Here is a 15,114-nt window from a genome sequence, read left to right as displayed (position 1 = left end):
CCATGTCCGACCATCCCGACCTTACCGAACGCCGCGCCCGGCTGAGCCCCGAACAACGTGCCCGGCTGCAGCAGCGCCTGGCGGGCGCCAGCGATGCGCCGACGCGTGATGCGATCCCACGTCGCGCCGAACGACACCACGCGCCGTTGTCGTATGCCCAGCAACGGCTGTGGTTCCTGTGGCAGCTGGACCCGTCCGGCACGGCCTACCACCTGGGTGGTGGCCTGCGTCTCACCGGCCGGCTCGACGTGGCGGCGCTGCACGCCAGCCTGCAGGCGTTGCTGGCGCGCCACGAAGCGCTGCGCACGGTGTTCCGCGCCGGCGCAGCCGGTGAGCCGGAACAATGGATCGGGCCGGTGTCGGAGCTCGCGCTGCCGTGCATCGACCTGGCGGGCTGCATGCCCGATGCGCGCGAGCAGCGCATCCACGAGGCGTGGGCGCAGCTGTGCGACACGCCGTTCGATCTGGCGCAAGGCCCGCTGCTGCGCGTGCTGCTGTTGCGCTGCGGCACCGATGAGCACCGGCTGCTGGTGGTCATGCACCACATCATCTCGGACGCGCACTCGACCGGGCTGATCCTGGACGAGCTGGCCGCAGGCTACCGGGCGGCGCTCGACGGCGCGGCGCCGACCCTGCCCGCGCTGCCGATCCAGTACGCCGATTACGCCGTGTGGCAGCGGCAGTGGCTGCAGGGGGCCGAAGGCGAGCGCCAGCTCGCCTGGTGGCGCGCGCAACTGGGCGGCGAACAGCCGGTGCTGGCGCTGCAGGGGGACCGGCCACGGGCACCGACCGGGGCCCGCGCCGGCGCCTGCCATGTCGTCGTGCTCGACGAGGCACTTGCGGCCAGGGTCCGGCAGCAGGCGCAGCAGCACGGCGCCACGTTGTTCATGGCGCTGTTGGCGGCGTTCCAGGCGCTGTTGTTCCGCCATACCGGGCAGGGCGACCTGCGCGTCGGCGTGCCGGTGGCCAACCGCAACCGCGCCGAGGTGCTGGGCGTGGTCGGTTTCTTCGTCAACACCCAGGTGCTGCGGGTGCAGGTCGACGCCCGGACAACGCTGGCGGCGCTGCTGGCGCAGACCCGCGACACCGCGATCGAGGCCCAGGCGCGCCAGGACCTGCCGTTCGAACAACTGGTGCAGGCGTTGCAGCCCGAGCGCAGCCTGGCCCACAACCCGCTGTTCCAGGTGATGTTCAACCACCTGCGCCGTGACGCGCCGGCGCCGGCTGCCTGGCCCGGGGTCGCGGTCGAGCGGCTGGACATCGACCCGCCGGCCGCCCAGTTCGAACTGATGCTGGAAAGCGTGGAGGACGGGCACGGCCGGCTGCAGGCGAATTTCCGCTACGCGGCCGACGTATTCGACACGGCCACCATCGCGCGGCTGGCCGGACATTACGTAGCGCTGCTCGAAGCATGGTGCCGTCGTCCGGGTACGCCGCTGGGCGCGGTGGCGCTGCTGGACGAGGCCGAACAGGTGACGCTGCGGCACTGGGGCAGCAATGCGCAGGACTACGGCGCGCCGCTGCCGGTGCAGCGGCTGTTCGAGCAGCAGGCGCAGACCCGGCCGCAGGCGACGGCGCTGCTGTTCGGCGACACGGCGCTGAGCTACGGCGAACTCAACGCCCGCGCCAACCGCCTGGCGCACCGGCTGATCGCACTGGGCGTCGGCCCGGAAGTCCGGGTGGGCATCGCGCTGGAACGCTCGGTGACATTGGTGGTGAGCCTGCTGGCGGTGCTGAAGGCCGGCGGGGCGTACGTGCCGCTGGACCCGGACTACCCGGCCGAGCGGCTGGCCTACATGGCGGCCGACAGCGGCATCGCGCTGTTGCTGACCGGCCCGGGGCTGGCCGGGCGGGTGGTGCCGCCGGCCGGGGTGCCGGTGTTCGAGGTGGACGGGCTGGACCTCGCCGGCGAGCCGGAATACGAGCCGGTGGTGGCGCTGCACGCGGAGCACCTGGCGTACGTGATCCACACCTCGGGCTCGACCGGGCGCCCCAAGGGGGCGGCCAACCGGCATGGCGCGCTGTACAACCGGCTGGCCTGGATGCAGGCGGCCTATCGGCTGGATACGGGCGACACGGTACTGCAGAAGACCCCGTTCGGCTTCGACGTGTCGGTGTGGGAATTCCTGTGGCCGCTGACGACGGGCGCACGGCTGCTGCTGGCAGGGCCGGGGGAACACCGCGACCCGGGGCGGCTGGCGGCGCTGATCCGGCAGCATGGGGTGAGCACGCTGCACTTCGTGCCGGCGATGCTGCAGGCCTTCCTCGCACACGGGGACAGCGCGGGGTGCGACAGCGTGCGGCGGGTGATCTGCAGCGGCGAGGCCCTGCCGCCGCAGGCACAGCAGGCGGTGTTCGAGCGGCTGCCGCAGGCGGCGCTGTACAACCTGTACGGCCCGACCGAAGCGGCGATCGACGTGACGCACTGGCAGTGCCGGCGCGACGGCGGGCCTACGGTGCCGATTGGGCGGCCGATCGGCAACGTGACGGTGCGGGTGCTCGATACGGACCTGAACCTGGCGCCGCAGGGGGCGGCAGGTGAGCTGTACCTGGGCGGGGCCGGGCTGGGGCGGGGCTACCTGAACCGGGCGGGGCTGACGGCGGCGCGCTTCGTGGCGGACCCGTTCGACGGCAACGGCGGGCGGCTCTATCGCACCGGGGATCTGGTGCGCTGGAACAGCGAAGGCCAGTTGGAATACCTGGGGCGGATCGACCATCAGGTGAAGATCCGCGGGCTGCGGATCGAGCTGGGGGAGGTGGAGGCACAGCTGCTGGCGCAGCCGGGGGTGCGCGAGGCGGTGGTGGTGGCGCGTGAGGGCCCGGGGGGGCCTGGGCTGGCGGCGTATGTGTGCCCGGCGGGGCTGGACGTGGCGCAGCTGAAGGCGGCGCTGGGAACGGTGCTGCCGGACTACATGGTGCCGGGGACGCTCACGCTGCTGGAGGCACTGCCGCTGAACGCGAACGGCAAGGTGGACCGCAAGGCGCTGCCGGCGCCGCAGGGGGTGGCGCGGGTGGACTACGCGGCGCCGCAGGGCGAGGTGGAGGTGTTGCTGGCCGGGATCTGGGCGGAGGTGCTGGGACTGGAGCGGGTGGGCCGGTACGACCACTTCTTCGAGCTGGGCGGGCATTCGCTTGCCGCGGTACGGGTGGCGGCGCTGTGGGCGGAACGGCACGGCCATGCGCTGCCGGTACGCGCCTTCTTCGAGCAGCCCACGCTCGCGGCGCTGGCCGGGCAACTGCCTGCTACCGGCACCGGCGACACCCGCCGCGAGCGGCTGGCGGCAATGGAACAACTGCTTAACGACTTCGAGGCCTGAGATGGCGCTGGACGAACGACAGATTGCGCAGCGCTTCGCTGCACTCGCGCCCGAGGCGCGCCGCGGTTTCCTGCAGAAACTGGCCGAGGCCGGCCTTGATTTCGGCGAACTGCCCATCGTGCCGGCCGGGCGCGACGGGCCGCTGCCGCTCTCATATGCACAGCGCAGCCTGTGGCTGACCTGGCAGCTGGACCGCGAGAGCCCGGCGTACAACATGCCCGGGGCGTTGCATTTGCACGGTGCGCTCGATACGGACGCGCTTGCGGCTTCGCTTGCCGCGCTGGTGGCACGGCACGAGGTGCTGCGCACCTGCTATCCGGAGGATGGCGGGCCGCGCCAGCAGATCCTGGCGCACTGGCAGCCGGCGCTGCCCTGCACCGATCTGCGCACCCTCGCGCCGGCCGAGCGCGCCGCCGGACTGGCACGTCTGCTGCAGCGCGATGCGCGCATGCCGTTCCGCCTCGATGCCGAGCCACCGCTGCGCGCGGCGCTGTACCGGCTGGACGACGATCATCACGTACTCAGCGTGGCGTTGCACCATATCGCCGGCGACGGCTGGTCGATCCGTCTGCTGATCGACCAGCTGTTCACACTGTACGAGGCACAATGCCTCGGCCGTGCCTCGCCGCTGGCCGAGCTGCCGATCCAGTTCGCCGACTATGCGCTATGGCAGCGCCGTTGGCTGCAGGCCGGCGAGCAGGAACGCCAGCTGGCCTACTGGCGCGAACGGCTGGATGGTGGGCACGAGCCGATCGCGCTGCCGCTGGACCGGCCGCGCGGCGCGCGGCCGGGCGGTGACGAAGGGCGCCATCCTTTTGTGTTGCCGGCAGACCTGAGCGATCGGCTGCGCACGTTTGCCCGCCAGCATGGTGCGTCGCTCTATATGGCGATGCTGGCGCTGTTCAAGCTCATGCTGTGGCGCTACAGCGGCGAGCGCGACCTGCGCGTCGGCTCACCGGTGGCCGACCGCCGCAAGGCCGAGACCCACGGCCTGATCGGCTACCTGACCAATGTGCTGGTGCTGCGTACCCGACTCGACCCACGCGCCGGCCTGGTCGGGCTGCTGTGCCAGGTGCGCGAGGCGGTGCTCGATGCGCAGGCGCACCAGGATCTGCCGTTCGACCTGCTGATCGAGGCGCTGGCGCCACAGCGGCAGGCCGGCGTGCACCCGCTGTTCCAGGTCAAGTGCACGCAGCAGGACGACTGGCCACGTACTCGCGCCTGCGCCGGGCTGCAGGTGCGCATCGACGAGATGACCGGCGGGCAGGCCCACTTCGACCTGAGCCTGGACTTCGTCGACCGCCCTGACGGCATCGAAGCGGTGTTCTCCTACTCGGCCGCACTGTTCGACGCGACGACCGTGGCCGGCTGGGCCACGGCGCTGCCGGGCCTGGCGGCCGCGGCACTGCGCGATCCCACGGCGGCGCTGGCCACGCTGGCGCTGCCTGGCCCGCATGCGGTGCTGCACGGGCCCGGGCTGCGCCTGGCCGAAGGCGACGTGCTGGCGCTGTGGACGCACACGGTGGTGCGGGCGCCGCAACGGCTGGCGCTGCGCGACAGCCGGCACCGGTTCAGCTATGCCGGACTGGATGCGCAGGCGGCGCATCTGGCTGCGCAGCTCGCCGCGCACGGCGTGGGGCCGGAGACGCGGGTGGCGATCCACGCCCCGCGCGGCAGTGAATTCGTGCTCGGTGTGCTGGCGGTGCTCAAGGCCGGTGGCGCCTATGTGCCGCTCGACCCGCAACTGCCAGCGGAGCGGCTGGCTTACCAGCTGGCCGACAGCGGCGCCACCTTGCTGCTCTCGACCGATCCGTCCGACTGCCCGGCGGGGGTCGCGGCATGGCCGCTGGGCTTCGTGGATGTGCCGTCGCGCACACTGCCGCCGCGCCCGGTGCAGCCGGGGCAGGCCGCGTATCTCATCTATACCTCCGGCTCCACCGGGCGGCCCAAGGGCGTGGTGGTCACCCGCGCGGCGCTGGCCAACTATGTGCAGGCCGTGCTGGCGCGGCTCGACCTGCCCGACGACGCCGTCAGCATGGCAATGGTCTCCACCGTGGCGGCCGACCTGGGCCACACCACCTGCTTCGGTGCACTGTGCAGCGGCCGCAGCTTGGCGCTGTTCGACGCCGCCGAGGCGTTCGACCCGGAACGTTTTGCGCAGGCCATGCAGCGGCACGCCGTCGACGTGCTCAAGATCGTGCCCAGCCACCTGCAGGCGCTGCTGCAGGCCGATGGCGCCGAACGGATGCTGCCGCGGCAGACGCTGGTGCTGGGTGGCGAGGCGACGCACTGGCCGCTGCTCGACCGCATCGGGGCGCTGGCACCCCATTGTCGGGTCTTCAACCACTACGGCCCCACCGAAACCACGGTGGGCGTGCTGACGCAGCCTGCCGCCACGGCCGACCGTGGTGCGGCGACGCTGCCGCTGGGCCAGCCGCTTGCCAACACCGCCGCGCTGGTGCTCGATGCCGAACTGAACCCGGTGCCGCCGGGGGTCGCCGGTGAGCTGTATCTGGGCGGCGCGGGCGTGGCGCGCGGCTACCAGGGCCGCCCCGGGCTGACCGCCGAGCGCTTCATCGCCCATCCGTTGGCGGACGGCGCGCGGCTGTACCGCACCGGCGACCGGGTGCGTCAGCGTGCGGACGGCAGCATCGAATTCCTGGGCCGCATCGACGACCAAGTGAAGATCCGCGGCTATCGCGTCGAACCGGGCGAGGTGCGCGCCGCTGTGCTGCAGGCCGCCGCGGTGCAGGAAGCCGAGGTGGTGGCGATGCCCTCGGGCGACGGCCGGCTGCAGCTGCAGGCCTATGTGGTGCCGGCGGCCGCCGGGTTCGACGCCGCCGCATTGCGCGCGGCGCTGGCGCAGGCGCTGCCGGACTACATGGTGCCCGCGGCCATCGTGGCGCTGCCGGCACTGCCGCTCACCGCCAACGGCAAGGTGGACCGCAGGGCGCTGGCCGCGCTGCCGCAGCCGGACACCGCGGCGGTAAGCGACGCGGCCGATGCCCCGCAGGGCGAGGCCGAGTGCATCCTGGCCGGGATCTGGGCGGAACTGCTGCGGCGCGAGCGGGTGGGCCGCCATGACAATTTCTTCGAAGCGGGCGGCGATTCCATTCTCGCGTTGCAGATCATCGCCCGCGCCCGCAAGCGCGGACTGCGCTTCACGCCCAAGCAGTTGATGGAGCACCAGACCATTGCCGCGGTGGCCGCCCTGGCCACGCTGGAACAACCGGCGGCCGGTGCCGTGCCCGCCGCACCCGCACCGGCCGCCGCGTTCGCGCTGACGCCGATCCAGCGTTGGTTCTTCGAACAGGGCTTCGCCGAAGCGCACCACTGGAATCAATCCCTGCTGCTCAGTGCCACCGGTCCGGTCGACCCGCTGCTGGTACAGCGTGCCGTCGCGGCGGTGTACGCCCACCACGATGCGCTGCGGCTGGGTTTCGCCACGGATGGCGCGGGTGGCTGGCAGCAACGCTGCGAACCGTATGACGCCCCCGCGTTCGAGTGGATCGATCTGAGCGCCGAGCCCGATCCGGGCGCGGCGGTCACCCGTGTCGCCGGCACGACCCAGCAAAGCCTCAGTCTGCGCCGGCCGTTCAAGGCGGCATGGCTGGCGCTGGGTGACGATCGCCCCGGGCGCCTGCTGCTGGCCGCGCACCACCTGATCGTCGACGGTGTCTCGTGGCGCGTGCTGCTGGACGATCTGCAGACGGCGTACCGGCAATTGCGCGACGGTGCGGCGCCGATGCTGCCGCCCTGCGGCACCGCCTACCGGGACTGGTCGGCCTGCCTCGCGCGCCATGCCGACAGCCCGGCGCTGCAGGCCGAGCTGCCGTACTGGCAGGCGCTGGCCGGGTCGGCCGAACCGGCGCTGCCCGGTTGCGGCGCCGGCAGCAACACGGTGGCCGATGCGCGCACCGTGACCGTCGCGCTCGATGCCGTGCGCACCGGCCGGTTGCTCCAGCAGGCGCCGCAGGCCTACCGCACCCGCATCGACGACCTGCTGTTGACTGCGCTGGCGCACACGCTGTGCGCCTGGGACGGGCGCGACAGCGTGCTGGTGGAGCTGGAAGCCCACGGCCGCGAGGATCACCTGTTTGACGGCGTGGACCTGAGCCGCACCGTCGGCTGGTTCACCGCGCTGTATCCGGTCCGGCTCACCCCCGCGCCCGGCCTCGCCGCGCCCGGACACAGCCTCAAGGCCATCAAGGAGCAGCTGTGGCAGGTGCCGGGCAAGGGGCTGGGCTACGGCGTGCTGCGCCATTTGAGCACCGCCGGCACCGCGCTGGCCGCCGGGGCCTATCCCCAGGTCACCTTCAACTACCTGGGCCAGCTGGACGCCGGCCAGGAGGCCGATCCGCTATGGCGCCTCGCCTCCGAGCACGCCGGGCCCGAGCGTGCGCCGTCCAGCCAGCGCCGTACCTGGCTCGCGGTCGATGCCGAAGTGCGCGACGGCGTGCTGCGGCTGCGTTGGACCTACAGCGCGGCGGCGCATGACGAAGCCACGGTGACACGGCTGGCACAGCGCTTCCTGGATGAGCTGACCGGCCTGATCGCCCATTGCGCCGGCGAGGCACGCGGCGCGACGCCGTCGGATTTCCCGCTGGCCCGGCTTGCCCAGGCGGAACTGGATCGGTTGCCGCTGCCGTGGGCGCGGCTGGCCGATCTCTATCCGCTCTCGCCGATGCAGTCCGGCCTGCTGTTCCACAGCGTGCTCGATCCGACGGACACGGCGTACGTGAACCAGCTGCGCGTCGATTTCGAGGGGCTGGATGTGGCGCGCTTCAAGGCGGCATGGCAGACGCTGTTCGAACGCCACGAAGTGCTGCGCACCGGCTTCGTGCAGGGCACGCATCCGCTGCAGTGGGTAGCGCGCAGCGTGCCGCTGCCATTGGCGGAGTGCGACTGGCGTGCGCGTGCCGACCTTGCCGCCGCGCTGGATGCGCTGGCCGGGGACGAGCATCGGCGCGGCTTCGCGCTGGCCGAACCACCGCTGATGCGCTTCGTGTTGGTGCGCTGCGGCGAGCATCGCCATCACCTGATCTGGACCCGCCATCACCTGCTGCTGGATGGCTGGAGCAGCGCCCGGCTGATGGCCGAGTTCATGGCCTGCTACGCCGGGCAGCCGCTGCCGCCGCAGCAGGGCCGCTATCGCGACCATATCGCATGGCTGCAGAACCGGGACGGTGCCGCGGCACAGCGCCACTGGCGCGCGCTGCTGACGCCGCTCGACGAGCCCACCCGGTTGGCCGCCGTACTGGCGCCGCCGGCGGACGGCGCGGGCCACCTGCGCCACAGCCAGGTGCTCGACGCAAACGAGACGGCGCAGCTGCATGATTTCGCGCGGCGCGAGCGCGTCACGGTCAATACGCTGATCCAGGCCGGCTGGGCGCTGCTGCTGCAGCGCTACACCGGGCAGCCCTGCGTGTGCTTCGGGGTGACCAGCGCCGGCCGACCGGCCGAGTTGCCCGATGCCGAGGCGATGCTGGGCCTGTTCATCAATACCCTGCCCATGGTCGCCACCACCCCGGCGCAGCAGCCGGTGGGCGAATGGCTGCGCGCGCTGCAGGCGCAGAATCTGGCCGCGCGCGAGCACGAACATACGCCGCTGTTCGAGATCCAGCGCTGGGCCGGGCACGATGGGCAGGGCCTGTTCGACACCATCCTGGTGTTCGAGAACTACCCGGTGGACGAGGCACTGCGCGCCGGCGCCGAAGGTCCGCTCAAGGCGACGGTGTGCCAGAGCCGGGAGGAGACCCACTACCCGCTGGCCGTGACGGTGCACCAGGGGCAGACGCTGACGATCCACTACGCCTTCCAGGGCCGGTGCTTCAGCACCGCGCAGATTGCGCAGCTGGCGCGGCACCTGCATGGGCTGCTGCGTGCGCTCAGTGCCGCCGGCACGCGCTGCCTGGGCGGGATCGGCCTGCCCGATCCGGCCGAGCGCACGCAACTGCGGCAATGGGGCGCGGTGGCCCAGCGGTATCCGGACAGCGCGCCGCTGCACCGGTTGATCGAATGCCAAGCACAGGCCCAACCGCAGGCCGTGGCGCTGACCTGCGACGGGATGAACCTGAGCTACGGCGAATTGAACCGACGCGCCAACCGGCTGGCGCATCGGCTGATCGCACTGGGCGTGCGGCCCGAGGCCCGGGTGGGCATCGCGCTGGAACGCTCGATCGAGCTGGTGGTGGGCCTGCTGGCGATCCTGAAGGCGGGTGGCGCGTATGTGCCGCTCGACCCGGCGTATCCGGCCGAGCGGCTGGCCTATATGGCGCAGGACAGCGGCATCAGGCTGCTGCTCACCCAGCGCCATCTGGCCGGGCGCCTCGCGCTGGGTGTGCCGCTGCTCGAACTCGATGCGCCCGATCCGGCGGACGGACCCGAGCACGACCCGGCCATCGCGGTGCACCCCGACCACCTGGCCTACGTGATCTACACCTCGGGTTCCACCGGCCGGCCCAAGGGCGCCCAGCTGTGCCACCGCAATGTCACCCGGCTGCTGCGCGCCACCGCGAGCTGGTTCGATTTCGGCCCGGCCGACACCTGGACGCTGTTCCACTCCTATTCCTTCGATTTCTCGGTATGGGAGCTGTTCGGCGCGCTGTGCACCGGTGGCCGGCTGGTGATCGTGCCGTTCTGGGTCAGCCGCTCGCCCGAGGACTTCCTTGCGTTGCTGCGCGAGCAGCAGGTGACGGTGCTGAACCAGACCCCGTCGGCCTTCGGGCAACTGCTGGCGCTGCCGGCCGCCTATGAGGCGGGCCTCGCGCTGCGCGTGGTGATCTTCGGCGGCGAAGCGCTGGAACCGGAGCGGCTGCGCCCGTGGCTGGCGCGCTGGGGCGAGCGGCAGCCGCAGCTGATCAATATGTACGGCATCACCGAAACCACGGTGCATGTCACCTACCGGCCCATCACCGTGGCAGACCTGGCAGGCGGGCGCAGCCCGGTGGGGGTGGCCATCCCCGATCTGGGGCTGCGGGTGCTCGACGGCATGCTCAACGAGGTGCCGGTCGGCGTGGCGGGCGAGTTGTACGTGGCCGGCGCGGGGCTGGCGCGCGGCTATCTCAACCGGGCCGGGCTGACTGCCGAGCGCTTTATCGCCGACCCGTTCGACGCCGAGGGCGGGCGGCTCTACCGCACCGGCGATCTGGCGCGCTGGAGTGCCGACGGCCAGCTCGAATACCTGGGGCGCATCGACCATCAGGTGAAGATCCGTGGGTTCCGCATCGAGCTGGGCGAGATCGAGGCCCGGCTGCTGGCGCAGCCCGAAGTGCGTGAAGCGCTGGTGGTGGCGCGCGACGGTGCGGGCGGCGCGCAACTGGTGGGCTATGTGTGCCTGAAGGCGGGCGCCATGCTCGACGTGCCGACGCTGCGCGAGCGGCTGGGCCAGGCGTTGCCCGACCATATGGTGCCCGGCGCCCTCATGCTGCTGGATGCGCTGCCGCTGACCACCAACGGCAAGGTCGACCGCAAGGCGCTGCCCGAACCCGAACGCGCCGGCGCGGCCGCCTACGCACCGCCGCAAGGCGAGGTGGAGCAGGTGCTGGCACAGATCTGGTGCGAAATGCTGGACATCGCCCAGGTGGGCCGGCATGACCATTTCTTCGAGCTGGGCGGGCATTCGCTGCTGGCGTTGCAACTGGTCGAGCGCCTGCGCGCGCATGGCCTTGCCGCGTCGGTACGTACATTGTTCCAGCAACCACGGCTGGCGGATTTCGCCCAGGCGATCGCCGCGGCGCCGACACTGCGCGAAGTGCCGGTACCGCCCAACCTGATCGTCGCGGGCTGCGATGCGATCACACCGCAGATGCTGACGCTGGTCGGACTGGACCGGGACGAGATCGCGCGCATCGAAGCTGCGGTGCCGGGCGGTGCCGCCAATATCCAGGACATCTACCCGCTGGCGCCGCTGCAGGAAGGCATGTTGTTCCACCACCTGCTGCAGCAGGAGGGGGACGCCTACGTCACCGCGCATACACTGGCCTTCGACAGCCAGGCGCGGCTGGCGCATTTTGTCGAGAGCTTCAACCAGGCGATCGCACGGCACGACATCCTGCGTACCGCCGTGCTGTGGGAAGGGCTGCGCGAGCCGGTGCAGGTGGTATTGCGGCACGCGCCGATGGCGCTGCGCTGGCTGGTGCCCCCGGACAGCCGCGCCGTACCCGATGCGCTCGCGCTGCTCGATGGCGCGGCGCATCCGCGGCGCTATCGCATCGATGTGCGCCAAGCGCCGATGTTCCATGCACTGGCAGTGCACGATGCGGCGCAGGATCGCTGGCTGCTCAGGTTGCTGGCCCACCATCTGGTCGACGACAACACCACGGTCAAGCTGCTGGTCGAGGAGATCGCGCTGATCCAGGCCGGCCGGCAGGCCGAGCTGCCCCAGCCCATCCCGTTCCGCCGCTTCGTGGCACAGGCCCGGCTGGGCGTGAGCCGCGCCGAGCACGAGGCATTCTTCAGTGGGATGCTGAGTGGCCTGGACGAGCCCACCGCGCCGTTCGGCCTGCTGGACGTGCAAGGCGACGGCAGCGCGATCGACGAAGCGCGACTGATGGTGGCGGATGGGCTGGCCGGCCAAATCAGGCTGCAGGCGCAGCGGCACGGCGTGAGCGCCGCCGCGCTGTGCCACCTGGCGTGGGCGCTGGTGCTGGCGCGGGCCACCGGGCGCGACGACGTGGTGTTCGGCACGGTGCTGTTCGGACGCATGCAGGGTGTCGAAGGCGCCGGGCGCGCACTGGGGTTGTTCATCAACACCTTGCCGATCCGCATCCGGCTGGGTGGGCACAGTGTCGAACAGAGCCTGCGGCACACGCATGAGGCGCTGACCGCGCTGCTGCGCCACGAGCATGCCAGCCTGACGCTGGCACAGCGCTGCAGCGGCCTGCCGGGCGGCACGCCGTTGTTCTCGGCGCTGCTGAACTACCGGCACGGCACGCGTCCCGCTGCCCACGCCGACGCCTGGGAGGGCATGCAGGTGCTCGGCGGCGAGGAGCGCAGCAATTTCCCGATCGGCATGTCGGTCAACGACCTGGGCACCGCGTTCGAGCTGGTGGCGCATGTGACAGGCGTGGTCGGCGCGGCACGGGTATGCCGCCTGCTGCACACCGCGCTGGCCGGCGTGACCGAAGCACTGGCCACGCGGCCGGTGCAGCCGGTGCACAGCCTTGCCGCGCTGCCCGAGGACGAGCTGCAGCAACTGCGGCACTGGGGCAGCGGCGAGCCGGTGGCACCCGAGGTGCTGCCGGTGCAGCGACTGTTCGAGCAGCAGGCGCACGCCCGGCCGCAGGCGACGGCGCTGCTGTTCGGCGATACGGCGCTCAGCTACGGCGAACTCAACGCCCGCGCCAACCGTCTGGCGCACCGGCTGATCGTGCTGGGCGTCGGCGCAGAATCCCGGGTGGGCATCGCGCTGGAGCGCTCGGTGGAACTGATCGTGGGCCTGCTGGCGGTGCTGAAGGCCGGCGGGGCCTATGTGCCGCTGGACCCGGACTACCCGGCCGAGCGGCTGGCCTATATGGCGGCCGACAGCGGCATCAGCCTGGTGCTGACGCACGCTGCGGTGCGCGAGCGGGTGCCGCTGGCCGACGCGTTGCAGGTGCTGGCGCTGGATGCGCTCGACCTGACGGGTGAGGCCGATGGCGACCCGCCGGTGGCGGTGCATGGCGAGCAGCTGGCGTATGTGATCTATACCTCCGGCTCGACCGGCCGGCCCAAGGGCGCGGCAGTGCGGCACCGCGCACTCAGCGCCTGCATGGGCTGGATGCAGCGAAGCTATGGCCTCAATGCCAGCGATACCGTGCTGCACAAGGCGCCGTTCGGCTTCGACGTCTCGGTCTGGGAGATCTTCTGGCCGCTGACTGCCGGGGCACGGCTGGCACTGGCGGCACCGGGCGACCAGCGCGATCCGGCCCGCATCATCGGTCTGATCCGCAGGCACGACGTCACCACGCTCAACTTCGTGCCGGCGATGCTGCAGGCGTTCCTGGCGCACGAGGGCATCGAGGCGCAGACGCGGCTGCGCTACGTGATCTGCGGCGGCGAGGCCATGCCGGCCGCCACGCAGCGCGAGGCATTGCAGCGGCTGGCCGGCGTGAGCCTGCAGAACCTGTACGGCCCGACCGAGACCACCATCCACGTCACGCGCTGGACCTGCCGCGACGATGGGCAACACCAGGTGCCGATCGGCCGCCCGATCGATGGCACCCACGCCTATGTGCTCGATCACGCGCTGCACCCCACGCCGCGCGGCGTGGCCGGCGAGCTGTACCTGGGCGGGGAACTGCTGGGCCGCGGCTACCTGGGGCGGGCCGCGCTGACGGCGGAGCGCTTCGTGGCCGACCCGTTCGACGACAACGGCGGGCGGCTCTATCGCACCGGGGATCTGGTGCGCTGGAACGACGAAGGCCAGTTGGAATACCTGGGGCGGATCGATCATCAGGTGAAGATCCGCGGGCTGCGGATCGAGCTGGGGGAAGTGGAGGCACAGCTGCTGGCGCAGCCGGGGGTGCGCGAGGCGGTGGTGGTGGCGCAGGAGGCGCCCGGCGGGTCACGGCTGGTCGGCTATGTGTCGGCCCAACCGGGGCACATGGTCGGGCCCGAAGCGCTGCGCACGCAGCTGGCCAGGGCCTTGCCCGACTACATGGTGCCAGGCGTGATGATGGTGCTGGATGCGCTGCCGTTGAATGCCAACGGCAAGGTCGACCGCAAGGCGCTGCCGGTGCCGCAACTGGCCGAACGTGCCTACACGCCGCCGCAGGGCGAGACCGAAACCGCCCTGGCCGCGATCTGGGCCGAGGTGCTGGGGCTGGATCAGGTAGGCCGGCACGATCACTTCTTCGAGCTGGGTGGGCATTCGCTGAGCGCGTTGCAGGCGGTGCAACTGACACGTGCGCGCCTGCCGGAACTGCGCGCCGAGTTGAACACGCTGTTTGCCGCTCCCACCATCGCGCAGTACTGCGCCAGCAGCGTCGCGGCCCCTGCGGCGCTCCGCCTCAATGCCTCGACGACGACCGCCGCACCGCTGTTCGTGGTGCACGACGGCTGGGGCAGCGTGCTGGACTACGGCGGGCTGGCGCATGCCTTGGCGCCGCAATGCCCGGTGATCGGCCTGCCTTACACAGCCTGGCCCGCGCCGACCGACCTGCGCCGGATCGCCGAGGGCCACATGCAGACCCTGCTGCAACAGCAGCCGGCGGGCCCTTACCGGATCTGCGGCTGGTCGCTTGGCGGCGCCATCGCCCCGATGGTGGCCGCGCTGCTGGAACAGGCCGGGCATGCGGTGCGCTTCGTCGGCGCGATCGATCCCTATGTGCCACCGGCGGTGCCGGCGCCGGCAACCCCGTTGCGCGAGCAACTGCTCCGCTTCCTGGCCGTCCTGCTGCCCCGGGCCGATCACGCACGGCTGCTGGCCGACAGTACGATCACGGCACAGCTCGACCATGGCCTGGACCAGCCAGGCGCAATCGAGCGGATCATCGGGCGGGTGCTGGCACAGATCGAGCCGGCCCAGCTGCACGAATACGGCGCGTTGTCGGCCCAGGCACTGGCGGACATGTTCCTGGCCGCGCGCACGCTCGACGCTGCCACTCGCGTGCCGTGCCCACCGTTGCCGCTACGCGCGCCGGTCCATGTGTGGTGGTCGGGCGAGCGCAACGCCGATGAAGGCGAGCGTTTCACCGCGTGGCTGGGCAGGCCCGAAATCCGCACCCACCGGCTGCCGGTCGATCACCTGCAGATCGTCCGCACCCCGGCGCTGTTCCAGTCGCTCTCGACCGCGCTCGACGCGGGCTGAGCCGGC

At 71.6% G+C, this 15,114-nt stretch carries 2 protein-coding genes; both read left to right on the top strand.

Annotation, left to right across the window (positions count from 1 at the left end; all coding sequences use genetic code 11):
- Positions 1-2: 2 nt before the first annotated feature.
- On the top strand, positions 3-3,317 hold the full coding sequence (locus tag N8I74_RS00450; protein ID WP_263124931.1) for an amino acid adenylation domain-containing protein: 3,315 nt from the start codon (positions 3-5) through the stop codon (positions 3,315-3,317).
- A gap of 1 nt (position 3,318) precedes the next feature.
- A complete protein-coding gene (locus N8I74_RS00445) occupies positions 3,319-15,108 on the top strand; it encodes a non-ribosomal peptide synthetase (protein ID WP_263124930.1) in 11,790 nt (3,929 codons plus the stop codon).
- The last annotated feature ends 6 nt before the right edge of the window (positions 15,109-15,114 follow it).

Source organism: Chitiniphilus purpureus, assembly GCF_025642115.1.
Taxonomy (GTDB): Bacteria; Pseudomonadota; Gammaproteobacteria; order Burkholderiales; family Chitinibacteraceae; genus Chitiniphilus; species Chitiniphilus purpureus.
Note: the sequence above shows the minus strand (reverse complement) of the source record. Positions and strands in the feature narration are given on the sequence as shown.

Coding starts and splice junctions, on each gene's coding strand:
- N8I74_RS00445 (WP_263124930.1), top strand. CDS start 3,319: ATGGCGCTGGACGAACGACAGATTGCGCAGCGCTTCGCTGCACTCGCG.
- N8I74_RS00450 (WP_263124931.1), top strand. CDS start 3: ATGTCCGACCATCCCGACCTTACCGAACGCCGCGCCCGGCTGAGCCCC.